General features: G+C 65.3%; 25 protein-coding genes and 1 pseudogene. 7 read left to right on the top strand and 19 right to left on the bottom strand.

The features are described 5' to 3' along the window. Window positions 1-130 precede the first annotated feature (130 nt). Window positions 131-497: pseudogene (locus WC585_RS14995) on the bottom strand (biotin transporter BioY). On the opposite strand from WC585_RS14995, the gene WC585_RS14990 reads away from it, so the two are divergent. Beyond that, entirely contained in the window at window positions 466-621 is a 156-nt protein-coding gene (locus tag WC585_RS14990) for a hypothetical protein (RefSeq protein WP_373258743.1), read from the top strand. The pseudogene WC585_RS14995 and the gene WC585_RS14990 sit on opposite strands and share 32 nt — an antisense overlap. A 54-nt stretch (window positions 622-675) precedes the next feature. Here the strand turns inward: WC585_RS14990 and WC585_RS14985 are convergent, their stop codons facing one another. Beyond that, a complete protein-coding gene (locus tag WC585_RS14985; protein ID WP_373258733.1) occupies window positions 676-1,416 on the bottom strand; it encodes an SDR family NAD(P)-dependent oxidoreductase in 741 nt (246 codons plus the stop codon). 408 nt (window positions 1,417-1,824) lie between these two features. On the opposite strand from WC585_RS14985, the gene WC585_RS14980 reads away from it, so the two are divergent. Further along, window positions 1,825-2,616 (top strand): SDR family oxidoreductase, encoded by a 792-nt coding sequence (locus WC585_RS14980; RefSeq protein WP_373258731.1) that lies wholly within the window; start codon window positions 1,825-1,827, stop codon window positions 2,614-2,616. Window positions 2,617-2,687: 71 nt separating this feature from the next. On the opposite strand, the gene WC585_RS14975 is transcribed toward WC585_RS14980, so the two are convergent. Next, complete coding sequence (locus WC585_RS14975) at window positions 2,688-3,080, bottom strand: winged helix-turn-helix transcriptional regulator (RefSeq protein ID WP_373258730.1); 393 nt, start codon at window positions 3,078-3,080, stop codon at window positions 2,688-2,690. A 318-nt stretch (window positions 3,081-3,398) separates the two neighbouring features. On the opposite strand from WC585_RS14975, the gene WC585_RS14970 reads away from it, so the two are divergent. Both WC585_RS14970 and WC585_RS14965 read left to right on the top strand, forming a co-directional pair. Continuing rightward, complete coding sequence (locus WC585_RS14970; protein ID WP_373258729.1) at window positions 3,399-3,692, top strand: 4-oxalocrotonate tautomerase family protein; 294 nt, start codon at window positions 3,399-3,401, stop codon at window positions 3,690-3,692. Window positions 3,693-3,993: 301 nt separating this feature from the next. Beyond that, a complete protein-coding gene (locus WC585_RS14965) occupies window positions 3,994-4,449 on the top strand; it encodes a PaaI family thioesterase (RefSeq protein WP_373258728.1) in 456 nt (151 codons plus the stop codon). Window positions 4,450-4,513: 64 nt separating this feature from the next. Here the strand turns inward: WC585_RS14965 and WC585_RS14960 are convergent, their stop codons facing one another. The 11 genes from WC585_RS14960 to WC585_RS14910 all read right to left on the bottom strand — a co-directional run bounded on the left by WC585_RS14960 (window position 4,514) and on the right by WC585_RS14910 (window position 14,099). After that, window positions 4,514-6,151 (bottom strand): long-chain-fatty-acid--CoA ligase, encoded by a 1,638-nt coding sequence (locus WC585_RS14960; RefSeq protein WP_373258726.1) that lies wholly within the window; start codon window positions 6,149-6,151, stop codon window positions 4,514-4,516. Between the two features lie 108 nt (window positions 6,152-6,259). Continuing rightward, complete coding sequence (locus tag WC585_RS14955) at window positions 6,260-6,934, bottom strand: nitroreductase (RefSeq protein WP_373258724.1); 675 nt, start codon at window positions 6,932-6,934, stop codon at window positions 6,260-6,262. A gap of 37 nt (window positions 6,935-6,971) precedes the next feature. Then, entirely contained in the window at window positions 6,972-7,358 is a 387-nt protein-coding gene (locus WC585_RS14950) for an acyl-CoA thioesterase (RefSeq protein WP_154725316.1), read from the bottom strand. Between the two features lie 108 nt (window positions 7,359-7,466). Further along, on the bottom strand, window positions 7,467-9,266 hold the full coding sequence (locus WC585_RS14945) for an acyl-CoA dehydrogenase C-terminal domain-containing protein (RefSeq protein WP_373258722.1): 1,800 nt from the start codon (window positions 9,264-9,266) through the stop codon (window positions 7,467-7,469). A gap of 120 nt (window positions 9,267-9,386) precedes the next feature. Further along, on the bottom strand, window positions 9,387-10,172 hold the full coding sequence (locus tag WC585_RS14940; protein ID WP_373258720.1) for a crotonase/enoyl-CoA hydratase family protein: 786 nt from the start codon (window positions 10,170-10,172) through the stop codon (window positions 9,387-9,389). Further along, complete coding sequence (locus tag WC585_RS14935; protein ID WP_196066302.1) at window positions 10,159-10,599, bottom strand: VOC family protein; 441 nt, start codon at window positions 10,597-10,599, stop codon at window positions 10,159-10,161. The genes WC585_RS14940 and WC585_RS14935 overlap by 14 nt, the downstream gene beginning before the upstream one ends. Beyond that, window positions 10,599-11,042, bottom strand: coding sequence for a hypothetical protein (locus tag WC585_RS14930; protein WP_373258719.1), 444 nt, complete (start codon window positions 11,040-11,042; stop codon window positions 10,599-10,601). The genes WC585_RS14935 and WC585_RS14930 overlap by 1 nt, the downstream gene beginning before the upstream one ends. Before the next feature lie 12 nt (window positions 11,043-11,054). After that, window positions 11,055-11,537, bottom strand: a complete 483-nt coding sequence (locus WC585_RS14925) for a hypothetical protein (RefSeq protein WP_373258718.1) — start codon at window positions 11,535-11,537, stop codon at window positions 11,055-11,057. A gap of 51 nt (window positions 11,538-11,588) precedes the next feature. After that, a complete protein-coding gene (locus tag WC585_RS14920; protein WP_154725322.1) occupies window positions 11,589-12,074 on the bottom strand; it encodes a helix-turn-helix domain-containing protein in 486 nt (161 codons plus the stop codon). A 50-nt stretch (window positions 12,075-12,124) separates the two neighbouring features. Further along, window positions 12,125-12,982 (bottom strand): crotonase/enoyl-CoA hydratase family protein, encoded by an 858-nt coding sequence (locus WC585_RS14915; RefSeq protein ID WP_154725323.1) that lies wholly within the window; start codon window positions 12,980-12,982, stop codon window positions 12,125-12,127. 4 nt (window positions 12,983-12,986) lie between these two features. Further along, window positions 12,987-14,099: a CaiB/BaiF CoA-transferase family protein gene (locus WC585_RS14910; protein ID WP_154725324.1), complete on the bottom strand. Its 1,113-nt coding sequence runs from the start codon at window positions 14,097-14,099 to the stop codon at window positions 12,987-12,989. Between the two features lie 35 nt (window positions 14,100-14,134). On the opposite strand from WC585_RS14910, the gene WC585_RS14905 reads away from it, so the two are divergent. Continuing rightward, window positions 14,135-14,974 carry a hypothetical protein gene (locus tag WC585_RS14905; RefSeq protein WP_373258716.1) on the top strand — a complete coding sequence of 280 codons (840 nt, stop codon included), beginning with the start codon at window positions 14,135-14,137 and terminating at the stop codon, window positions 14,972-14,974. 34 nt (window positions 14,975-15,008) lie between these two features. Here the strand turns inward: WC585_RS14905 and WC585_RS14900 are convergent, their stop codons facing one another. From WC585_RS14900 to WC585_RS14880, 5 genes are all read right to left on the bottom strand, one after another. After that, complete coding sequence (locus tag WC585_RS14900; protein ID WP_373258715.1) at window positions 15,009-16,373, bottom strand: spinster family MFS transporter; 1,365 nt, start codon at window positions 16,371-16,373, stop codon at window positions 15,009-15,011. Window positions 16,374-16,436: 63 nt separating this feature from the next. Beyond that, the gene (locus WC585_RS14895) at window positions 16,437-17,576 is read right to left on the bottom strand and encodes an acyl-CoA dehydrogenase family protein (protein ID WP_154725326.1); all 1,140 of its coding nucleotides are present in this window, start codon (window positions 17,574-17,576) and stop codon (window positions 16,437-16,439) included. Window positions 17,577-17,578: 2 nt separating this feature from the next. Further along, entirely contained in the window at window positions 17,579-18,766 is a 1,188-nt protein-coding gene (locus WC585_RS14890) for an acyl-CoA dehydrogenase family protein (RefSeq protein ID WP_373258714.1), read from the bottom strand. Next, complete coding sequence (locus WC585_RS14885; protein ID WP_373258712.1) at window positions 18,763-20,520, bottom strand: class I adenylate-forming enzyme family protein; 1,758 nt, start codon at window positions 20,518-20,520, stop codon at window positions 18,763-18,765. The genes WC585_RS14890 and WC585_RS14885 overlap by 4 nt, the downstream gene beginning before the upstream one ends. 211 nt (window positions 20,521-20,731) lie before the next feature. Beyond that, on the bottom strand, window positions 20,732-21,979 hold the full coding sequence (locus WC585_RS14880) for a TetR/AcrR family transcriptional regulator (protein WP_373258711.1): 1,248 nt from the start codon (window positions 21,977-21,979) through the stop codon (window positions 20,732-20,734). Between the two features lie 218 nt (window positions 21,980-22,197). On the opposite strand from WC585_RS14880, the gene WC585_RS14875 reads away from it, so the two are divergent. Together WC585_RS14875 and WC585_RS14870 are read left to right on the top strand one after the other, a co-directional pair. Beyond that, the gene (locus WC585_RS14875) at window positions 22,198-23,469 is read left to right on the top strand and encodes an acyl-CoA dehydrogenase family protein (protein ID WP_373258709.1); all 1,272 of its coding nucleotides are present in this window, start codon (window positions 22,198-22,200) and stop codon (window positions 23,467-23,469) included. After that, window positions 23,466-24,491: a phosphotransferase family protein gene (locus tag WC585_RS14870; protein WP_230307503.1), complete on the top strand. Its 1,026-nt coding sequence runs from the start codon at window positions 23,466-23,468 to the stop codon at window positions 24,489-24,491. The genes WC585_RS14875 and WC585_RS14870 overlap by 4 nt, the downstream gene beginning before the upstream one ends. Window positions 24,492-24,496: the final 5 nt, after the last annotated feature.

Genomic DNA, 24,496 nt, shown 5'->3' with positions numbered 1-24,496 from the left:
GGAGGTCGTGCAGCGGAGCGCCTTCTGCCAACGCTTCTTCCCAACCGGAAACTGGTGCTGGATCAGGGCGTTCGGCGAAAGAGGCTTCAGGAACCGGACGCCCCGACGCGGGTCCTACGACCGATAGAGATCATCTGCGAACCAACCGCGGCCGCGGTGATCTTGAGCAGATCGCCAGCACGAACGGCGCGACGCCGACGGTGAGCAGTTGCTCACGGCGAACATAGGCGGCGAGAACTGCGAGGCCACAGGCATAGATGACGGCGGTCTCAGCCAGCATGGCGGTGGTGCGTCCCAGAACAGCCTTGTTCGACGCCATAACGCCGATCAGCCACGAGGCGGCCAAGCAGCCCAGCAAATCCCACCGTCGGGCCGATCAGATAAGCCAACCCGACGCTGCGTTCAGGTGCCCCCCCCGCAAAGAGAGGCAGACCCGAAAGGCCCGTTATCATGTAGGCGCCGAATATGGCCGTTGCGACCTGCGGCCCCAGCCCCATCGCAAAGGCCGTGACCGCCAAGGTCTGCAAGGTGAGGGGCCCCGGCCAGAACGGGACCGGCGTCTTTGCGGCCCGCGTCATTACGGCCACGCCGCCAACCGAGATGCCATTCGCTCCTGAATAGGTCGACAGCGACGAGAAACATTGCGCCCCTTGAACGCACGACAAGCGCGAGACCCTATGGCGCGGTGTAGCCGCCGTCGACCATCAGCGAGGACCCGGTGATGAAGGACGCCTCATCGCTGGCGAGGAAAAGCACAGCGTTGGCCACCTCTTCCGCTCGGCCGAGGCGGCCCATCGGATGCAGTTTCGCCAACGCCTCCTTCATCTCAGGCGGCGCCTTGGCCAGCAGAGGCGTGTCGATGTAGCCCGGACAGACCGCGTTTACGCGAATCCCCCTGGGCGCCAAGTCGATGGAGAGCGTCTGGGTCAGTAGCTTCACGCCGCCCTTGGCCGCCGCATAGGCCGTCACGCCGGACTTGCCGACATGGCTGTGAATTGAGCCGCAGTTGACGATGACCCCGCCGCCCTGAGCGACCATCCGTTCCGCCGCGTACTTATTGCAAAGGAAGACACCCGTGAGGTTGATGTCGATGGTCCGCCGCCAACTGTCCTCGTCCAGCTGATCGATGGGCGCATCGGCGGCGATGCCAGCATTGGCGAATAGGATATCGATGCGGCTGAACGCCTCCACCGTGCGCGCCATCAGGGTCTTGACCTGCGCGCTGTCGCCCACATCGGTCCGGACAAACAGAGCACTGCCGCCCGCTGCGCCCAGCTCATCTGCCAGAGCGGCGCCGTGCTCCGAATAATCGGCGATGACGACGCGCGCGCCCTCAGCCGAGAACCGCCGCGCCGTGGCCTCGCCAATGCCGCTGGCTCCACCGGTTATGATGACGACCTTGTCCTGAAAATGCACAGTGTGAACTCCTTTGATGCGCGAATGCGACATTATTATCGGTGTTCACTTATGCTACGCGCGGCTGGATTCAATGGCGATCACCTCGCGAACTCTCCCCTGAACTGTGCGCCGGGGCGAGCAGCGATTCGACAAGGGACCGACCGCCACCAATCGCGCACATATGCGAAGGATTTCAGCAATAAGCCTCACGGAGTTGCACGACCGAGTTGCAGATTGCGGAAATGATGTGGGCGGGGTTGCTTTCCCAAGCGGCAGGCAACGCAGATTAGGCCTGATCGCAGAAAATCGACCTCCGCCCCTGGTCGGAGAGTTTCTGACCGCCGCCAAAATTCATCGATCCCATGCGAGCGATCACTGAGATCGACGCCCGCTGCAGCCCGTCTCGCCATGTGAAGGAACCAAACTTTGGACACGAGCAGACTATTCTCACTGGAGGGTCGTACAGCCCTCATCACCGGCGGCTCGCGGGGAATCGGCAAAATGATCGCCGCCGGTTTCGTCGCCCAGGGCGCGCGGGTCTATATTTCGGCGCGCAGGGCGCCGGCCTGCTTCGAAACGGCCGAGGCGCTGGGGCCGAACTGCATCGCCCTGCCGGGCGACGTCTCGACTGTCGAGGGCTGTGAGGCGCTGGCCGCCGCCTATCTGGAGCGCGAGCCGTCCCTGGACATCCTGATCAACAACGCCGGCGCGGCCTGGGGCGCGCCATTTGGCGAGTTCCCGGAAAGTGGCTGGGACAAGGTGATGGCCCTGAACGTCAAGTCGCCCTTCTTCCTGACGCAAACCCTGCACGGCGCGCTAAAGGCGGCGGCCTCTGCTGACCACCCCGCCAAGGTCATCAACATCGGCTCGATCGACGGACTGCGCCTGAATCCCTGGGAGACCTACAGCTACCAGGCGTCCAAGGCAGCGATCCATCAACTGACCAAACGAATGGCGGCGCGCCTGATCGAAGACCACATCAATGTCACCGCCATAGCGCCGGGCGCCTTCCCTTCGGAAATGAACCGCGCCGCGCGCGACCATCCCGACGCGGTCGGCAAGGCCATTCCCTCTGGTCGCATCGGCACGGCCGAGGACATGGCGGGCGCCGCCATCTTCCTGGCCAGCCGGGCCGGAGACTATGTGGCTGGCGACATTCTCGTGGTGGATGGAGGCGTTGTAAACGCTGCTCTTGGAGCCAGCATCGACGCGGAGTGAAATTTGGTGCGGAACATGCACCACCCAATGGCGCATGTTCCGCGCTGAATCCCCCTCTCTCAGCTATCGTCCTAGTCTATCATCCTAGTCTTTTCCTTCCCCCAAGGGGACTGAAACCTCAAATCCTCAATGGATAAGGTTCGACCGTCGGCCGCCAGCACGGCTGGGGGGCGGATACTCGTCCCGTCCCGCATGTCGAGAATGTCGAGTGCTCCATCGCCCTTAAAGACCCATCGATTTCCCCATTGTATGAGGAAAACCATCAGCGGCAACAACGACTTCCTCTTGTCGCTTAGCGCGTAAACATGCCGCTTTGCTCCGGGCCGTGCGCGGACGCGTATGAGAATGCCGTGCTTAACCAAGTGATTAAGCCGCTCGGTCAGGATGTTCCTGGCGATCCCCAAGCTCTCGTGGAGTTGCGTGAAAGTGCAGACAGCATTGAAGGCGTCGCGGACGATGAGCAACGTCCACCAATCGCCGATCTGCTCAAGAGATTAAGCGATCGCACAATCCATTTCGGAAAATCGGGTTCGAGCCATAACTTCGCCTATCAAAATTAGTTGCGTAACGCTACTAAAGGCGCTGGCCAAAACCATTTATCTTACGAAACTGACGTTGGAAGGCCAGCGTCTCCTTACGCAAGAGAAGGATGCCGATGCCGATGATCAACGTCACAGCCCCTGAAGGCGCTCTCGATCAAGCGTCCCGAGACACTCTTCTGAAGCGTGCGACGGAGACCCTGCTGAAGTGGGAGGGAGCGCCGCTCGACAACGCTTTGATCCGTGCTTCAGCGTGGAGCTATTATCGAGGTTCCCGCGCAGAACTTCTATGTCGGCGGCGAGGTCGCCCAGGCGCCGAAGTTCAGGATCGAAATCACGACGCCTGAGGGCGTTCTTGATGACGAGAAGCGCGCAGGCTTGGTGGCTGATATCGGCAAGATTGTTGATGAGGTGTTCGGGAAGGCCGGGGCGGGTTACAATCACTGGGTCCTGCTCAGCGAAATCAAGGATGGTGGCTGGGGTGTGGCGGGCGGCATCACCCGTCTGGCCGATCTGCGAGCGGCGGCGCAGGGTTAGCCCAAAATCAGTTCAGGCGAGGCCATCGTCTCCGAACCCGCCGTGCCCCCCGTCTGCGTAAGCCGGAGGATAGGACGCAGCGGTCTACCGCCAGGGTGTGCGATGACATGTTGTCATTTGGGGTCCTGCATGGCGCCCGCTGGATGGGCCGAGCCCTGCTGACGAAACGAAGCCTGCGAGCGCAGGCGCCGCTGGGCAGTTGACTTCTCCTTTCGCGGGGATGACGAGTTCCCAACATCAAGCGGATTAAGCGGGAATCGCCAGCGCCCCCGCTACCGCACAGGATTTAAGAGATTAGCCCATGACCAACCCTCAACACGCCCCGACCTTGGACACTGTCAGCGGGATGGAGTTTCTGCGCGCCGGTTTCGAGGGGAGGCTTCCCTTGTCGTCCATCTTCGAAACGATGGGAATGTCGATCCTCGAACTCGCCGATGGCCATGTCGTGTTCGGCGCCCGCGCCGACGAGCGCCACCTCAACCCCATGGGCGGCGTACATGGCGGTTTCGCTGCGACGGTTCTGGATTCGGTGACGGGATATGCCGTCCATACAAGGCTGGAGGCGGCGGTTCGCTATGCGACGATCGATCTGGCCGTAAAGATGCTGCGGCCAGTTCCCCAGGATGTGAAGCTCATCGCAGAGGCCCGCGTGACCCACATGTCCCGCTCCCTCGGTGTCGCCGAAGGAACCTTGCGGGATCCGGATGGCAAGCTCTTGGCGAGCGGCTCTGCGACCTGTTTGATCCGCAGACCATGACGTCGGGCTATACAGGCCGCAGCGGGCATTCGCCGGCGGCCTGTGTGAGCCAAGGCGCTATGCGTCAAACGATGGCGGCCGCAGACGGGACGACGTAGTCCTTCATCCGTTCGCGCAGCAGTTTCTTGTCGATCTTGCCGGTGGCCCCCAGCGGGATATCATCCACGAAGACGACGTCGTCGGGCATCCACCATTTGGCGATCTTGCCGTGCAGGAACTCGAGATGCTCCTGCTTGTCCTCGCCTTCGCCCGGCTTGAGCTTGACGATCAGCACCGGCCGCTCGTCCCACTTGGGATGGGCCGCGCCGATCACGGCGGCCAGATCGACCTTGGGGTGACTCACGGCGATGTTCTCGATCTCGATCGAGCTGATCCACTCGCCCCCGGACTTGATCACATCCTTGGCCCGGTCGGTGATCTGCATGAAGCCGTGCGCGTCGAAGGTGGCCACGTCGCCGGTGTCGAAAAAGCCCTCGCCATCCAGGATTTCGCCGCCCTCCTCCTTGAAATAGGCCCCCGCGACCGTCCCCCCCCGGACCATCAGCCGGCCGAAGGTCTTGCCGTCGTGGGGCAGTTCCCGTCCGGCGTCGTCCTTGAGTTTCATTTCCAAGCCCATCAGCGGCAGGCCCTGCTTGATCCGCCACTTCATGCCCTCGTCATAGGGCAGTTTTTCAAGTTCGGGGGTCAGGCGCGCCAGAGCGCCGACCGGAGACGTTTCGGTCATACCCCAGCCCTGCACCACCTCGATGCCGAACTCGTAAAAGCCGCGGATCAGGCTTTCGGGCACGGCCGAGCCGCCAATCAGCACGCTATGCAGAGTGGACAACCGCTTTCCACTCTCGTGCAGATAGGCCAGCAAGCCCTGGAAGACGGTCGGCACGGCGGACGAGAAGGTGACGCCCTCACCCTCGATCAACTCATAGATGGATTCACCGTCCATCTTGGCGCCCGGCATGACCAGCTTGGCTCCCGAGGCCGGCCCCGAAAAGGCCAGTCCCCAGGCGTTAGCGTGGAACATCGGCACGATCGGCAGGATGGTTTCCTTTGGCGAAGCCGCCATGACGGTGGCCTGCATGGTCATCAGGGTGTGCAGATAGTTGGACCGGTGCGAGTAGAGCACCCCCTTGGGATTGCCGGTCGTACCCGAGGTGTAGCAAAGGCCGCAAGCGGTGTTCTCGTCGAACCCACCCCACGCCGCACCCTCCGAGGCCTGGGCAAGGATCGTCTCATAGCATTCGACACGCGGCAGCCTAGCGGCGGGCATCGACCGTTCGTCCGTCATGATCACCACCCGCTCGACCGTTGGGCAGTGAGGCAGAATGGCTTCCAAAAGCGGGGTAAAAGTCAGGTCGGTGAAGACGATCCGATCTTCGGCGTGATTGATAATGTAGATGAGTTGCTCGGGGAACAGGCGGGGGTTCAGTGTGTGGCACACTGCGCCAATGCCCATGATCCCGTACCAGGTCTCCATGTGATTACCCGTGTTCCAGGCCAAGGTAGCAATGCGGTCGCCCGGCTGGATGCCCCATTCCGTGAGGATGCAGGATATCCGCTTGGCGCGATTTCGGATCTCTGCATAGGTGGTGCGAACGATCGCCCCTTCGACCGCCCGCGTGACCACCTCGCGCTGACCGTGCCAGCGGGCCGCATGGTCGATGATCTTATCAACGGTCAGTGGCCAGTTCTGCATCAAACCAAGCATCCTTATTCCTCCTGAATGCGCCGTTGGGTCGGCGACGTTGGGATATATTATCAATGATAATGTTCGGGGTGCAGAAGCGGAGCGTCAATACCGCCGGGCCTAAAACCCCTAAAGACCGCGAAACTCCACGACCTCTTCGAGCGGCGCGCGCGCACTTCTGAGCTGATTAAGCGGCTCGGCCGGATCGGCGTAGCCGATGGACATGCCGGTAAAGAGCATGCGTTCACGCGGGAGATCCAGGACATGGTCGATTGTCTGGGGATAGAGCGCCCAGCATTCCTGCGCACAGCTATCGATCCCCTGGCCGCGCAGCAGCAGCATCAGCGTTTGCAGGACCATGCCCAGATCGGACCATTGCGGCTTGCCCATGCTGCGATCCACCGTGCACAGCAACAGGATCGGCGCGCCGAAACACTCGAAATTGCGCATGAACCAGCGCTGGCGTCCGGCCTTGTCCTCGCGCGGAATGCCGATTTGGGCATACATCGCCTCACCCAGTTCGAAGCGCCGGTCACGGTAGGGCGAGGCCAGTTTCGGGGGATAGATGTCGTACTCGATCTCCTCGGCGAAGACGCCCGACATAGCCTGCATCCGGACGGCGTCCTGAAGGCGGCGAAGGTCCTCGCCGGCGACCACATGCAGCCACCAGGGTTGGAGATTGCCGCCCGAGGGCGCGCGCAGGGCGTGCCGCAGCGCCTCCTCCAGCACGCCCCGATCGACCGGACGATCGAGGAACCGCCGCACCGAGCGCCGTGTTTCGACCGCTTCCACAATGTCCATCATTCTATCCTCCAAGACCGGGCCGGATGGCACCGTCAGATCAAGCTGGTGCAGGCGGCAAAAATGGAGCGGCCATTTCAGGGGTGACGCGGACCAGTCGACCGTTCCGATCGATGAGCCCCCATTGCGAGACGGCGGAGACCAGTAGCTTTCCCCGCTCGTCCTCGAAGCGGACACAGCGCGTGTAGCGGGCGCCTCGCGGCAGGCCCTGGATCCAGGTCTGCGCCTTCACCCGGGCGCCCAGGCCGACATTCCCGCGATAGGTGATGTCATGGTGCAACACGACGGCGCCATGCTGATCGCGGTGATCGGGATGGGCTGCGGCGTACCAGTGGGCGACCGAGACATCCTGCAGCCAGACGACCCAGACGGCGTTGTTAACATGGTCCAATTCGTCGATGTCGTCCTCGGTCACCGCAAAGGCCATATTAAAACGGCGTCCAGCATCGATGACGCCCAGCAGCGGGCTTCCATCCGCTGCGCACCCGATCCGACGGCGTCTTGGTCGTTCCACTGAAGCGTCCTGCTTGAAAGGTCAGAAGGCGAACGCCGCCTCGTCCATCTGCTGGATCACCTCCCGGCCGCCCTTGATGATCTCGATATGGGCCTGAGCGCGAGGCAGAACCCTTCGATAGTAGAACTGCGCGGTTTGGATCTTGGCCTGATAGAAGGCGGCGTCGCCCTCCGCCGTCTGCAGTTTCTGCAACCCCGTCCGGGCCGTCCAGGCCCAGATGTAGGCCAGGGTCACATAACCGGAATAGTAGAGATAATCGACGGCGGCCGCGCCGATCTCGTCCCGGTTCATGATGGCCTTCATGCCGATGCTGATCGAGATGTCGCCCCACGCCTTGTTGAGGGCGGCCAACGGTTCGACGAACTCGGCCATGGCGGGGTCTTCGGCGTTCGCCTGGCAGAACTTGTGGATGATCTTCGTGAAAGCCTTCAGCAGTTCGCCCTGGCTCTGCAGCACCTTGCGACCCAGAAGGTCCAGCGCCTGGATTTCCGTCGTGCCCTCATACAGCGTCGAGATGCGGGCGTCGCGAACGACCTGCTCCATGCCCCATTCGCGGATAAAGCCGTGTCCTCCGTAGATCTGGACGCCGTGCTTGGCCGCCTCGCAACCCATCTCGGTCAGGAAGGCCTTGGCGATGGGCGTAAGCAGGCTCATCAGGTCGTCGGCCTGCTTGCGAACGTCGGGTGTTCCGGCCGCCTCGGCGATATCGATCTGAGTCGCCAGCCAGTAGACCAAGACCCGGCCGCCCTCGGCGAACGCCTTCTGGGTCAGCAGCATGCTGCGGACGGCAGGGTGGACGATGATCGGATCCGCTTCCTCTTCCGGCGCCTTCGGACCTGACAGCGACCGCATCGCCAGCCGGTCTCGCGCGTAGCGAAGAGCGCCTTGGAAGGCACCCTCGGCAGTGCACACGCCCTGGACGGCGGTCCCCACCCGCGCCGCGTTCATGAAGGTGAACATGCTCTGAAGGCCGCGGTTCGGCGGCCCGATCAGATAGCCGGTCGCGCCTTCGAAATTCATCGAGCAAGTGGCCGAGGCCCTGATCCCCATCTTGTGTTCGATGCCGACGCAGTGAACCGCGTTGCGCTCGCCGACGCCGCCGTCGGCGCCCGCCAGATATTTGGGAACGACGAAGAGCGAGATTCCCTTGGTGCCCTTCGGCGCATCGGGCAGGCGCGCCAGCACGATGTGGACGATGTTCTCGGCCAGGTCATGCTCGCCGGCCGAGATGAACACCTTCGACCCGGTGATCGCATAGGCGCCGTCAGGGCGCGGTTCGGCCTTTGTGCGGATGAGGCCCAGGTCAGAGCCGGCGTGGGCTTCGGTGAGGCACATGGTGCCCGTCCACCGCCCCGTCGTCATCGGCGGTAGATAGGCCTGCTTCTGCGCCTCGGTGCCGTGCGCTTTGATCGTTTCGATGGCGCCGTTAGACAGCCCCGGATACATGCCCCAAGACCAGTTGGCGGTCCCGTTCATTTCTCCGACCACGATGCCGAGAGAAGGCGGCAGGCCCTGACCGCCATATTCCACAGGGGCCGAAAGCGCGCCGAAGCCCAATTCGAGGAACTTTGCGTAGGCGTCTTTGAAGCCCGGCGGGGTCGTGACGACGCCGTCGTTGAACTGGCATCCCTCCTCATCCCCGATGCGGTTGAGCGGCGCCAGATCGTTTTCGGCGAAGCGGGCGGCGGCCTCGATCACGCTGTCCGCCACGTCAGCCGATACCTCCGCAAACGCCGGAATCGAAGCATAGTGGCTTTCGATGTCCAGCATATCGTGGAGGACGAAGCGGATGTCGCGCAGCGGCGCTGAATAACTGGTCATGGTTCTCTCCTGGTCATGCGACACGACTGCGCGTCCGCGCCCGGGTTACAGGCTCCGGCGCGATCGGTCGTTCCGACCCTCCTGAGCGACAGTGCTCCGGAAGGTCGCAAGAGCGTGCGATCAGCGTCCTTTGAAGACGGCCTGACGCCGTTGCATGAAGGACATGACACCCTCCTGGGCGTCCTCGGTCGCCATCAGCCTGCGGATTTCCGGGACCAGTTGGGCGAAGGCGGCCTTGTCGCCTTGCTCGACGCCCAGGCGGGCCGAGCGCAGGGTGGCTTCGACGCCGAGGGGGGCCTGAGCGGCGACGGTCTCGGCGATCTCGATCGCCTTGGCCAGGATCTGGTCGGCCGGCAAAAGCTCCTGCGCCATGCCCAGGCGGTAGGCTGTCGCCCCGTCCAGTTCGTCGCCGGTCAGCAAATAACGCATGGCGTTCCCCCAGCCCGAAGCGGCCACCCAGCGTTGGCTGGCGCCGCCGAAGGGGAAGATGCCGCGCTTGATCTCGATCTGGGCCAGGCGGGCGTTGTCGGCGACGACGGTGATGTCGGCGGCCAGCATGAACTCGATCCCCACCGTCAGGCACAGGCCCTGGACGGCGGCGATCAGGGGCTTGGTCCGCGCCTTGCCGTGCACGCCGAGCGGATCATAGGCGCCCTCGGCCAGGATGCCTTCGCCGCCGGCCATGGCCGGGGCGACGTCCATCAGATCGAGGCCGGCAGTGAAATCCGGGCCGTGGGCGAACAGGACGGCGGCGCGCAGTTCCGGATCGGCTTCGTACTCGCCGACGGCGTCCGACAGTTCGCGCAGCATCTTCAAAGTGAAGGCGTTCTTCTTCTCGGGCCGGTTCAGGCCGATCAGGAAGACATGACCGCGCTTCTCGAGTGTGAGGGTTTCAGGCGTCGACATGGCGTTTCTCTCCAGGGTCAGGGTTTGAGGTTTCGGGATCGACGAAGAAGCGCCGGGTGTCCGGCGCGTTCGCCTCGAACAGTTCGATCTTCATTCCGTGCGGCCCGGTCGCGATGGCGAAGCCGCCGCCCGGAACGCGGGTGATGGGGGTGACGGGGACGCCGTCGCCCTTCAACCGCTCGACCAGGGCCGACAGGTTTTCCGCCATCATGCCGAGATGGTGGAAGGCGTTGCGACCATCGGGCGGGGCGTCGCGCGTCTCGAACAGATGGATGCGTCCAGAGCCGATTTTCAGGAAGACGTTGCGATCGCCGTCGATCGGGGCGTCGAAGACGATCTCGGCGTCGAAATTGCGGATGAAGAATTCACAGAACCCGTCCACGTCATGGGTGACCATGTGGACATGGTGAAGGGAGACGCCGGCCATCAGGTCGAGACCCGCCCGACCCCGGACAGGGTATGGATGCGCCCGTCGGCCCATGCCGCCGCCATCGCCACGAAGGCGGCGACCGTCACCAGCAGCGTCAGGATGCCCCAGCTCAGCGCGTCCGCGCCCAGGTCGAGGAAGCTGCGGTTCCAGACGCCCCAGACCTGGAAGAAGGGCTTCCAGAGATGTACCTTGGCGAACAGGGTCGAGATCAGCAGCGCGCCGAACGCCGTCGCGAACGGGGCCCAGCGCGCGCGCTTCACGGACGCGACCAGGGCGAAGATGCCGGGGATGTAGACGAGACCGTTTATGACCCAGAGAAGGGCCGTGATCGTATAGCACCAGCCCCTAGCCTGCCGGATATGATCCAGGTCGTGAAGGGTGATCGCGGCGATCATCGCCACATTGGCGATGATGAGAACCTTGCGGGATAATGCGTCCATCACACGCTCGCCTCAGGCTGCATCGCGCGACGCCATGGCCACGCGGATTTCCGAGGCGCGCTCCGGCGTGAAGACGCCGCTGTCCAGCAGGTCGAGAATCGACAGCGGCCCGCCGCACGATCCCCACGACCCTTCCTCGATCATCCTGAAATTGACCCACCAGGCGGGTGACGGCGTGGCGGTTTCAAGCGCCTCGGCCAGGGCTTCGTAGACATTGGCGATCACCTGCGCTCTCACCATCATCGGCCAGGCGGCCTGCATCACGGCGATATCGATCAGGATGATGTCCGCCGGATGATCGGCGGCCAGCACACCGCCGATGGCGACCCGGTGAGCGGCGCGTTCTACGAAATGGACCTGGAACCCGGCCCGCGCGGCCAGCGCGACCTGTCCGACCTCCGGAACCAGCACGGCGTCGGTCAGTGTGCGTGCCAGCAGGCGGCGCTGATCGAGGGACAGGCGATCCTCAATAGTCATCACCGTGATCGCCGTCATCCAGACCTCCAGTTCGTTCGGAGGCCTAGTGAGTATCAATTATGTACTAAGTCAAGCCGTCTTCCGGCGCTCCCTGCGCGGCACGCTGTGGTATCCAGGTCCGGCCCGCACCTCGACCGTCTCCGGCGTCAGCGGCGCCGCGCATTCGGAGCAGATCGAGACGGCGTGGAAATCGTGGCCGCATCCGCTGTGCTGCAGCACCAGCGGCGGCCCCGCCTCGCCTGCATAGTGGCGGTCGCCCCAGTGGAACATGGCCAGCAGCACCGGGTGCAGTTCCCGGCCCTTGTCGGTCAGCCGATATTCGAAGCGCGGCGGGCGGTCCTGATAGGCGATCCGCTCCAGCACGCCTTCGCCGGTCAGCAGCGCCAGCCGGTCTGTGACGATGGTTCGCGAAATACCGAGCGCGGCCTGAAAATCGTCGAACCGCCGCGCGCCGGTGAAGGCCTCCCGCAGGATCAGCACGGTCCAACGGTCTCCGATCACTGCGCTGGTGCGAGCGACCGAACACGGCTCCTCTGACAAAGTCTCCCACTTCATGACGCAAGGGATGGGGTATCCCGGGACCCCGCGCAACCGCCCGAACGGATTCAGCCCCGTTTGGAAACCTGGGTGGCGATGGGGTCGCCGCTGTCGCGCTCGACCACGGCCTGTTTGAAACCGACCTCCTGGGCGCGTTCGCGGAACCAGATTCCTTCCGGCGAATGGCGTGACACCCCGTCGAAGAAGGTCGCCATCATCTGGGTCGAGTTCAGCCCCATGTTCTCGTAGGCCTGATTGACCACCATCTTGGTCATCATCAGCTGATTGCGCGGCACGCCCTGGAGGCGGCCGACCAATTTGCCGATCTCGCCTTCGAAAGCATCCTCGGGCGGAGCCGACAGGGCCAAACCCATGGCCTGGGCCTCACGGCCGGTGATGACATCGCCCGTCATCATCATCCGCTTGGCCGCCTGGGCGCCCAGCCGATAGACCCACATGGACGGGGTCGGCACGCCCCAGACGCGGGCGGGCGGATAGCCGATGCGGGCGTCCTCGGTCATGATCAGGAAGTCGCAGCACAGGGCGATGTCTGAGCCGCCCGCGATCGCCGCGCCGTGCACACAGGCGATGGTCGGTTTTCTCGCCCGCCACAGGCTCATGAAGTCCTGGGTGTTCTTCCACATCATGGCGAAGTCGAGGGTGGGATCCCATGGCATGTCCTGGCTGCCGGAGACCGCGCCCTTGGCCTCGGCGTAATCGACCAGATCGTAGCCGCCGCAGAACCCTGGTCCCGCTCCGCGCACGAGGATGACGTGGACGTCGGGATCTGCGTCGGCCTTGGCGACCGCCCGGGCGATCTCGCCGGGCATATGGTCGTCGATGGCGTTGAAGCGATCCGGTCGGTTCAGGGTGATGGTGGCGATACGGCCATCCGTAGCGTAGGCGATGGACTGGAAATCGGACATGGCGTCAGACCTTGCGGTGAAGAGCGGTGTGTTGGCCCAGCGTTGGAGCCGGCGAGAGATCAAGCCGCTCGCCATCGAAGCGCGCCACCGGTGAGGGCAGACGCAGGCGCCCGGCGACGGGATGGTCCTGCTCGCGCCAGAAGCCGGTGGCGGCCAGTTGCGGATGCTCGCGCAGGGCCTCGCCATCGTTGACCCGACCGCAGGGCACGCCCTCGCGGCGCAAGGCGTCGATCAGCGCGTCGCTGGCGATCGCCTCGACCGCCGGCCCCGCCGCGGCACGCAGCGCCTCCCAGTGGGCGAAGCGGGACGGCATGTCGGCGAACCGTGCGTCGTCCAGGAGATCCGGTAAGTCCAGCGCCCGGCTGAAGGCGGCGAACTCGGCGTTGGTCAGCATGATGACGACCGCCCAGCCATCCGCCGTGCGCCACGGCCGATATATGGCCGCCACGTTCGGCATCGGCGAGGCGGGCTCAAGGAAGGCGAGGCCCGAATGGATATCGATGGCCATGAAGGCCGCCGCCGTCTCCAGCATGGAGACGTCGACCTCTCGCGCGCGGCGGTCCATGGCCCGTCCCGCGAGCGCCGCCGTCACAGCCTGGGCCGCATAGAGTCCGGTCACCTTGTCGCACAGATACTGGAGGGCGAGGCGCGGCTCCCCCTCGTCGTTACGCCCCGCCATGCCGCCTTCGGCCTGGATGACCGGATCGTAGGCCCGGTCGCCCGCCATGGGTCCGCTATCGCCGAAGCCCGAGATTCGCGCGACGATGATGTCGGGGCGCCGGGCGCGTAGTGCATCCGACGTCACGCCTAGCTTCTCCATCACCCCGGGACGATAGTTGTGCATCAGCACGTCGGCCTGTTCCGCCAGGTCGAACAGGGCCGCCAGCCCGGTCGGCCCAGCTAGGTCCAGCACCACCGACTTCTTGCCCGCGTTCAGCATAAGGAACGAGCCGCTCAGACGCTGGCGCTGCGGCCCCAACGTCCTAGCTGTGTCGCCGGACGCTGGCTCGACCTTGATGACCCGCGCTCCCTGCTGAGCAAGAAGGCTGGTGGCGAGCGGCCCGGCCACCACAGTGGTCAGGTCCAGGACGGTGATCGTCGATAGCGGAGCGGACATGGCTGTCCTCCTTGCTCTAGGGTTCCTCCGTCGCGGTGGACCGCGATCATGATTTGTGGCGAATACTGACCCATATGGACAACAACGGCAATATTCTTCTCGCACCGGATGCTCGCTCCCTGATCCTCGACCTGTTCGTGGCGCATGGCGGCCCGCACTTCACCTCGGCGGAACTGATCCGCGCCGGAGCCCTGTTCGACCATTCCGGCACGGCGATGCGCACGGCGCTCACGCGGCTGCGCAGGGAGGGGCGCGTGGAAGCGCTCGGGCGCGGGGTTTATGGACCGGGCCGGATCGACGATCCTTGGCGGCGACGGATCGACCACTGGCGGAGCGCGCCGTCCCGGCGAACCGCCTGGACCGGCGCCTGGCTGATGGCGACCGCCAAACCTTCGAGTGTCTCGCGCACCGCCTGGCGGGCCACTCTGCGCGCATTGGACGTCGAGGGCTTCCGCCAGATTCCGCAGGGCTTGTTTGTGCGGCCCGATACGCTTCAAGGCGGTATTCAGGGCTGCCGACTGCGGCTCATGTCCTATGGAGCCTCGGGGGAACTGCTGACCGGACGCTTCGAGGAACTCGATCCGGCATCGACCAACGTGGCGCGATCTCTTTGGGACGTTCCCGGCCTGGCGGCTCGCAGACAAAATCTGCTTGACCTGCTCATGGCCAGCCAGGTCCGGCTGCCGCGCCTGTCGAACTCCGACGCCGCCCGCGAGGCTCTGACGATCGGGCGCGCCGCCGTGCGCGCCATCGTGCGCGACCCGCTCCTGCCCCGTGAATGGGAAGCCGGGCCGTCACTCGACGATCTGGTCGGAGCCATGGCCCCCTATAATGCGCTGGGGCGTGAGGTCTGGATGACCAGCCTCGGACGGTGACCCACTTCGGTCATCGGACATCGACCCCAGGCGCTCAGTCGACCCAGTCCCGCGTCAGGGTGCGCGAGGCGCCGATCAGCAGGGCGGACGCCAGCAGGTAGAAGCCCATGCCGGTATAGATCGACCAGCGCAGGGACTCCTCGCCGAAAGCCGGACGCAGCAGATCGCTCATCCAGCCGAAATAGAAGATGCCGACGGCGATCCCCAGCAGGTTGTTGATCAGGAGGAACAGCGCCGAGGCCGTGGTGCGCATGGTGGGCGGGACCAGATGCTGGACCGAGGCCGTGAGCGGCCCGAGCCAGGTCAGGTTCAGCCCCGTCGGGATCAGGAAGATCAGGAAGGCCAGTGTCAGGGCCTGCCAGGAGTTGTTCGAGGTCTCGGGCAGGAGGAAGGAGACGATGCTCTGGGCGTTCATCGCCAGCAGGAAACAGGGCACCGAGATCAGGAAGGCGATGGCCGGAACCAGCGGATAGCCGCCCTTGGACTTGCGGCCCAGACGGTCGGCCAGTTGTCCTCCGAACCAGATTCCGGTGAGGCCCCCGACCAGGGCGATGCCCGAATAATACCAGGCGGTGTCGGCCAGGGTCAGGCCGAAGCTGCGCATGAAGAAGCTGGGCATCCAGGCGGCGACGCCGTAACCGCAGACCGAAGCCGAGGCCGCGCCGAGCGCCAGCAGCCAGAAGCTGGGCTTGGGCAACAGCAGTTTCAGCACCGCGCCGAACGAGGGCGCGGGTTCCGGGACGAAAGCGACGGGCGCGGCGTCGGCGACGGGCGCCGGCCGGTCCATGCCGCCGCGCTGCGGATCTCGGACGGTCAGACGCAGGATCGGCGCGACGAGCACGCCGAGCAGCCCCACGGTGATGAAGGCCGCGCGCCAGCCATAGGTCGCCGCGACGAGACCCCCGACCAGGGTCCCGGCCGCCGTCCCGAACGGGATGCCGAACGCATAGACCGCCAGGGCGCGGGCGCGCTGCGCCTTGGGGAAGTAGTCGGAGATCAGGGAATAGGAGGGCGCCACGCCCCCGGCTTCGCCGATGCCGACCCCCATGCGGCACAGGAACAACTGGCCGAATCCGCCGACTACGCCGCACAGGGCAGTGAAGCCGGACCACAGGGTCAGGGCGGCCGTCATGATCCACACCCGGCTGAACCGATCGGCCAGCCAGGCGATGGGAATGGCCAGGGTCGTGTACAGAAGGGCGAAGGCCAGACCGCCCAGAAGGCCGAACTGACTGTCGCTGAGGCCGAACTCCGCCTTCAGCGGCGCCGCCAGGATGCCGATGATCTGCCGATCAATGAAGTTCAGCATATAGACGAGGGTCAGTATCGCCAGGACGTAGTAGCGATAGCCTGGGCGTTCGATCCGGCCTGTCGGCGCGGTGATGTCGGTCTGGCTCACGGCGGACTTCTCCCTGTCTCTGTTCTTGTTGGCCGCGATCCGGCTCTGGCCAATCGCGGCCGTTCAGCCGCGCAGGGCGATGAAGCGCCGCAGGTGGACTTCGGGTCCGCCCAGTTGCTGTTCGATCACGCTGGCGCGCTTGAAATAGTGGCTGAGCGCAAGTTCATCGGTCATGCCGATGCCCCCGTGGGTCTGAATCGCCGCCTGGCCGACAAAGCGCAAGGCCCGCGACACCCCCACCTTGGCCGCCGAAACGGCGCGGGCGCGTTCCCGCTCGGGCGCGTCCAGCTTCAGCGTCGCCATATAGGTCAGGGACGCCGCCTGTTCGACGGCGGCGAAGGTGTCGGCCAGACGATGCTGGATGACCTGGAACTCGCCGATGGGACGCCCGAACTGGCGGCGCTGTCGCACATAGTCCAGCGTCTGCTCGTGCAGTTCGCGCAGGACCCCGACCGCCTCGGCGCACTGGGCGGCGACTGCCTCGTCCAGGGCCGGGGCGATGACCGCCCACCCCTGACCCTCTGCGCCCAGAAGGGCGTCCTCGGGCACGACCAGACCGTCCAGTTCGACCTCGGCGGCGCGGCGTCCGTCGACGGTCGGATAGGACCGAAGCGACAAGCCGCTTCCCGCCTTGGCGACCTCGACCAGGAACAGCCCGAGCCCGACCTCGTCGCCCGCCTCGCCCGACACGCGAGCACTGACGATCAGGTGGGTGGCCCAGGGGGCGGCCGCGACCACCGCCTTGGCGCCGTCCAGCCGCCAGCCCTCGGCGACCTTGCGGGCCGTCGTCAGGACCGACAGTCCGGCGTGGCGGCCTTGGGGCTCGTCATGGGCGAAGGCGATCACGGCCTCTCCCGAGGCGATGGCAGGCAGGAGCGCCGCCGCCGCCAGTCCACCCGCGCGCCGCAGCAGGCCGACGCCGAGCACGGCGGTTTCCAGATAGGGTTCCAGCGCCAGAGAGCGCCCGACGGCCTCCATCACGATCATCGTCTCGACCGGACCCCCATCCAGCCCGCCGGCCTCCTCGGGAATGGTCGCGCCCAGCACCCCGATATCCTCGGCCAGCGCCTTCCACACCTCGGGCCGCCAGCCGGCCTCGGAGCGCACGGCCTTGTTGCGGCTGTCGAGGTCATAGACGCTCTTCAGATAGCCGGAGACCGCGTCGTTCAGCAGGGTCTGTTCTTCGGAAAAGCTGAAATCCATCGTCAGAGCCCCAGAACCATCTTGGCGATGATGTTGCGCTGAATCTCGTTGGACCCGCCGTAGATCGAGGTCTTGCGCACGTTGAAATAGGTCGGGGCCGCGCGCCCCGCATAATCGGGCCCGATGGGGCCCAGATTGCCGTCGCGAAGGGCTCGCGCATCCGGCAGGGCGTAGGCGCCGGCGGCGTCCAGCGCCAGTTCGGTCAGGCGTTGCTGGATCTCCGTGCCCTTGATCTTCAGCAGCGAGGATTCCGGCCCCGGCCCCTTGCCCGCACTCTCGCGCGCCAGGGTGCGAAGTTCGGTGTATTCGAGCGCCAGAAGGTCGATCTCAAGCTCCGCCAGCCTGCGCTCGAACACGGGGTCGTCGGCCAGACCCTCGGCCTCGGCGATTGCCTGGACCTTTTCCAGTTCGCGCTTGGAGCGGGCGACCCCGGCGATGCCGCTGCGCTCGTGCGCCAGCAGGAATTTCGCGCAGGTCCAGCCCTTGTTCTCCTCGTGGATGCGATTGCCGACGGGAACACGCACGTCCTCAAGCCAGACCTCGTTGACCTCGTGGGCGCCGTCCAGGGTGATGATCGGGCGAACCGTGACGCCCGGCGACTTCATGTCGATCAGCAGGAAGCTGATCCCCTCCTGGGCCTTGGCGTCGGGATCGGTCCGCACCAGGAAGAAGCCCCAGTCGGCGTACTGAGCCAGGGTGGTCCAGGTCTTCTGGCCGTTGACGACATAGTGGTCCCCATCGGCGTCCGCGCCGCGCACGGCGCGGGTCTTGAGGCTGGCGAGATCGGACCCCGCGCCCGGCTCGGAATAGCCCTGGCACCACCAGATGTCGCCCGCCAGGGTCGGCGGCAGGAAACGCGCCTTCTGCTCGGGCGTGCCGAAGGTGTAGATCACCGGCGAGACCATGTTGATGCCGAACGGCAGGATCGGCACGGCGTCGGCGGCGGCCATCTCCTCGCCGAACAGGTAGCGCTGGGTCGAGGTGAAACCGGGACCGCCGTATTCGACGGGCCAGCCGGGCGCGATCCAGCCCTTGCGGGCCAGGACCCGGTGCCAGGACAGGAAGTCCTCCTTGCCCAGTTCCTCGCCCCGATCCTGTTTCGCTCTCAGGTCGGCGGGATATTCGGCGGCGATGAAGGCGCGCACGGACTCGCGAAAGGCGATGTCCTCAGGTGAGAAGTCGAGGTTCACGCGGCGGTCTCCGCTGCAAGAAGGGCCTTGAGGTCCGGCTTGACGATCTTGCCCGCCGCATTGCGAGGCAGGCGTTGGGCCAGACTTCGTATCTCGGCGGGCACTTTGAAACCCGCCAGACGGGCGGCCACGAAGGCGCGGAGTTCCTCGGCGGTCGCCGCCTCGCCTGCGATCAGGGTGACGAAGGCGACGGCCTCCTCGCCCAGGACCGGGTGGGCGCGCGCGACCAGGGCCGCCTCCTCCACCGCCGGATGTTCATAGAGGATGTCCTCAACCTCCTGGCAGTAGATGTTCTCTCCGCCCCGGATGATGATGTCCTTCTTGCGATCGACGATGAAGACGAACCCTTCCTCGTCGATACAGGCGATGTCCCCGGTGCGGACCCAGCCGTCGACGAAGGTCTCGGCGGTCTCCTTGGGGCGGTTCCAGTAGCCTTTCACGATATTGGGGCCATAGGCCATCAGTTCTCCCGCCTCGCCAGTCGGCAGGGTGTTTCCGGCCTCGTCCACCACCTTGACCTCGCCGACCGGCAGGGCCGGACCGCAGCTGTTTGGGCGATGGATATAGTCCTCGGCCACGTGATGGGTGTGGGTCGCGCTGGTCTCGGTCATTCCCCAGCCGGATCCGGGCGCAGCGACCGTGCCCGAGACGATCCGCCGGACCAGTTCGGTGGGCGCGGCGGCCCCGCCGTAGCTGACCAGCTGCAGCGACGACAGGTCGTATTTGTCCCTGTTCGGATGGGTCATCAGGGTGATGGCGATGGCGGGAACCCCGCCGACGGAGGTGATCTGTTCGCGTTCGATCAGGGCCAGGGCCTCCTCGGCGTCGAACCGGCGTTGGCACACCAGCTTCTGTCCCGTCGCGAGAGCCACCAGCAGAAAGGCGTTGCAGCCGGTGGTATGGAAGAAGGGGATGGACACCAGCCCGGCGCCCTGGGGCGCGTCCGGATCGGGCGAGGGCGGCGGATCGCCGCGCCGAAGGACGCTGCGGACGACCGAGAACTGGCTCGCCACCAGCCCGCACCCCGAGTTGCGATGCGTCCCGAGCGCGCCCTTGGGCTGGCCGCTGGTGCCCGAGGTGTAGAACAGGACTGCGGGCGTTTCCGGCGTCAGCTCGACATCGGGAAGCCGGCCTTCGGGCAGCGCGGCCCAGTCGCCCGGCCGGCCGATGACGCTCTCCAGAGAAACGATCCTGTCGTCCGCCGCAGGTCCCGACTGACGACAGGCATAGACGCGCCTGAGCGCCGGCATCTGGTCCAGCAGCGGCGCGAGCAGTTTCAGCCGCTCGTCATCGACGACGGCGATGACAGCCCCGCAATCCTTCAGCCCATAGACCAGCTCGGCCCCGCTCCACCAGGCATTGAGCGGCGCGACGATGGCGCCCGTCAGGACCCCGGCAAAGAAGGTCACGGGCCATTCCGGCAGATTGCGCATCACGACCGCGACCCGGTCGCCCGGCTTGACCCCCTGCTCGATGAACACCTCCGCGAGGGCGAGGCTCGCCCTCATGAAGGCGTCGTAGGTGACGCGATCCTCCTCGTAGACCAGGAAGGTCCTGGCCGCATGGAGGCGGGCGATCAGGAAGGTGTCCCGCAGCGTTCTCGGCCCATTCTTCCACCATTTCACGGGGCGCCCGTCGATCTGGACCGTCTCGATCTCGAAGGGAGAACCGGGCGCCGTCAACAGAGCGTTCGCCTGCCCCAGGCTCATTACTGGCCAGCCGGGAATTTCAGGCGCGGACAGGTCGCTGGTCATCGTCGTCTCCTCGGTGTCGGCCGGGTTGATCCAGGCTCGTTCGTATTTTCGAGATGCCGGACTGACATCGAAACGCAGCGAACCTACAGCTTACTGCAGAGATGCTCGCTACAGTTTCGAACTTGCGGTATGAGCGGGGAGCAAGTCAAGCCGAGACGTCCACCGCCGTGACGGGGACGAAAGCTCGAAGACCCTGCCGCCATTCTCGGGGTCAGCGGCGAGGTTCGAAAACGCCCGAAAGCAGGATGGAGGCGTAGATATCGATCGCCTCCTCAAGCGACGGTTGGCGATCCGCCCAGGCGCGCTGCTCATAGGCGCCGTTGATCGCCGCCATCAGCATCTGGCTGGCGATCAGCGGATCGACGGGACGCATAGCCCCTTCGCCGATGGCGTCGATCATCATGTCCGCGAAACGCGCCGCGACCCGGTTGGATCGATCAACCATCCGCTCGCGCAATTCGGGCGGCAGGGCCTGGAGCGCCGTCGTCCGCAACAGCGGCCCCTCGTCCGAAAACTGGAACTCCAGGAGCCGCGCTATACAGGAGGCGAGGTTCTGAAGATGGTCGCCGCCCAGGCCGTCAGATCGAAGCTGGGCCTGAAAGATCGTCTGGAGGCTGCGTTGAAAGCAGGCCAGGACAAGATCGTCCTTGGCGTCGAGGTGGTGGTAGAAACTGCCCTTGGTGACATTGAGCTCCGACGCGATCCGCTCCACCGAGGCGCCGCGATAGCCACGCTCATTGATCAGTCGCGTCGCCGCCATCAGGAAATCCTGGCGTGACGCGCCCGCTGTTATCGCCGCGCCTGGCTCGTCGGGGAGCGACAGCATCATGGCCTGCGGGGCCCAGCGCCATCCTTTCGGAGCCAGGCCGACCTCGAGAATTTCGATGAATCGGCGCCGCACGCGGGGATGATCTTCCGGCGCATACCGGCCGATCCAGCCGTCCAGCCAGAACAGCATCTCCAGAAGCGTATTGGCGCGCGCCGTCCTGATCTCGCGGGAGGCGTCGCCGGAGCCGTCGTCCAGCATGGCGCGAACGCGGCGAACGATGACGCGGTATCGTTCCAGCGTCTCCTCTCGCAGGGGATCGTCCAGCGCCCGGATCTCCGACAGTCGCGCCACGGCGGCCTGCCGTCCCTGATGCGCCGCCGTCGTGGCCTCGAAATAGAGCTGGACCAGCCGCGCGGTCCGCTCGCGCGGTCCCGGCTCCGCTTCGGCCAGAGCGACGAATTCCTCCAGCCGCGCCAAGGCGAGCCCGAAACAGGCCGCCGCGAGCTGTTCCTTCTTGCGGAAATAATAGGTGACGCTGGTGGTGCTCAGCCCGACCCGCTCGGCCACGTCGGCCAGGGCCATGCCCCGCATGCCCGACTCGTTGATGAGGTCGGAGGCCGCCCTCAAGATCAGGTCCCGCTTGCGTTCGAAACGCTTGGTCGAGGCCGCGGGAAGTGTCGTCACAGTCATTTCACAATCCTAGCAAACGCCTGCGGGGCCGTCACTGCCACGCCGTTTGGCCAATCCTGCCGACAGGGCCGCCGACAAGGCCGCCGACAAGGCCGCCGAAACGGTATGGATAGGGCTTCGATAATTTTCATGGCTTGCTTGGCGAGAATCCTGTCGATAACAGATTATTGAAATATCGGTATGCCCTCTTTGCGAGGGCTTCATTTCAGGAGGTCGCAATGGATTTTCGGCTCAGCGAACAAGAGGACCTGTTCCGCAACCGCGTGCGGACCTTCATCGACACTCGGATTCGCCCGCTTCATCCCGACTTCCTGGCCCAGAGGGATGAGGGCGAACGCTGGAAGGTGCTTCCGGTCATCGAGGAGATGAAGGCCCAGGCCAAGGCCGAAGGACTGTGGAACCTGTTCATGCCGCCGAGCAGCGGCGCCGCCCCAGTCGACGACACGTTCGTGTTCGAGGGAACCCAGCTTTCCAATCTGGAGTACGCACTCTGCGCCGAAGAGATGGGCAAGGTCGAATGGGCCTCGGAGGTGTTCAACTGTTCGGCCCCCGACACCGGCAACATGGAGGTGCTGAACCGCTACGGCACGCGCGAGCAGAAGGAACGCTGGCTGCGTCCGTTGATGAAAGGCGAGATCCGGTCGGCCTTCCTGATGACGGAGCCCGAGGTGGCCTCGTCCGACGCCACCAACATCCGCACCAGCATCGTGCGCGACGGTGACCACTATGTCGTCAACGGGCGCAAATGGTGGTCGTCCGGCGTCGGCGACCCGCGCTGCAAGGTGGCCATCGTCATGGGCCGCACCGATCCCGACGCGGCGCGTCACGAACAGCAGTCCCAGATCCTGGTCGACATGGACGCGCCGGGCGTCCGGGTCGAGCGTATCCTGTCGGTCTACGGCTATGACCACGCGCCCCACGGCCACGGCGAGGTGGTGCTGGAGAATGTCCGCGTCCCGGTCGAGAACCTGATCCTGGGCGAAGGGCGGGGCTTCGAGATCGCCCAGGGCCGGCTCGGGCCGGGCCGCATCCACCACTGCATGCGCACCATCGGCACGGCCGAAGTGGCGCTCGAAGCGATGTGCCGCCGGCTGGTCAGCCGTGTGGCCTTCGGCAAGCGCATCGGCGATCACAGCGTCTGGGAAGAGCGCATCGCCCGCGCCCGCATCGACATCGAATCCAGTCGCCTGCTGTGCCTCAAGGCCGCCGACATGATGGACCGCGCCGGCAACAAGTCCGCCAAGCTGGAGATCGCCCTGATCAAGGTCCAGGGACCGACCATGGCCCTGAAGATCCTGGACGACGCGGTCCAGGCGCACGGCGGCGCGGGCGTGTCGGGCGACTTCGAACTGGCCGCCGCCTGGGCGAACATCCGCACCCTTCGCTTCGCCGACGGCCCCGACGAGGTCCACAACCGCGCCATCGCCCGCGCGGAACTGGCCAAGTACGCCGACGTCGCGGCCCCGCGGCCCGAACGCGCTTCCGCATGATGTCCGATATCGACCAGGTCAGGCTGAGCGATTGGCTGGGCGAACATCTGGAGGGCTTTCGCGGCCCTGCGACCCTGACGCGACTGTCGGGCGGCCAGTCCAATCCGACCTATCGGGTGGACACGGCCGGAGGGAGTTACGCCCTGCGGCGCAAGCCCTTCGGCGCGATCCTGCCGTCCGCCCACGCCGTGGAGCGGGAATACCAGGTCATCGCGGCCCTGCATCCGACCGGATATCCGGCGCCTCGCCCGGCGATCCTGTGCGAGGACCCGACGATCATCGGTTCGGTCTTCTACCTGATGGAGTTCAAGGCCGGGCGCAGCTTCATGAACGGCCAGTTGCCAGACCAGACGCCCACCGAACGTCGCGCCATCTATGAGACCATGGTCGACACCCTGGCCCGGCTGCACAGCATCGACCCGGCGTCCGTCGGCCTCGGCGACTATGGGAAGCCGGGCAATTATTTCGAGCGTCAGGTCGCGCGCTGGACCCGCCAGTACCGCGCCAGTCAAACCGACGACCTCGCAGTCGTCGAGAAACTGATGGACTTCCTCGGGCGAACCGCGCCGCCGCAGACGCGGACCTCGATCATCCACGGCGACTACCGGATCGACAATCTGATCTATGCGCCGGACCGTCCGGAAATCATCGCCGTCATCGACTGGGAACTGTCGACCCTCGGCGATCCCCTGGCCGACTTCGCCTATCTGGCCATGAACTGGACCATGCCTCGAGGAGACCGGGCAGGGCTGGCGGGCGTGGACTTCGCCGCGACCGGCGTTCCGACTCTGGCGGAGATCACCGCCCGGTACTGCGAGAAGACCGGACGCGACGGCGTTCCCGATCTGGAATGGTATTTCGCCTACAACCTGTTCCGGCTGATGAGCATCGTGCAGGGCATCAAGAAGCGGATGATCGACGGCAACGCCGCCGGCGCCGACGCCCAGGCCACCATCGACCGCCTGATCCCGCTCGCCGACGCTGCCTGGACCCATGCCCGCGCCGCCGGCGCCGACGCCTGAGCGGC

Source organism: Brevundimonas sp. (assembly GCF_041648055.1).
Lineage (GTDB): Bacteria > Pseudomonadota > Alphaproteobacteria > Caulobacterales > Caulobacteraceae > Brevundimonas.
Note: the sequence above shows the minus strand (reverse complement) of the source record. Positions and strands in the feature narration are given on the sequence as shown.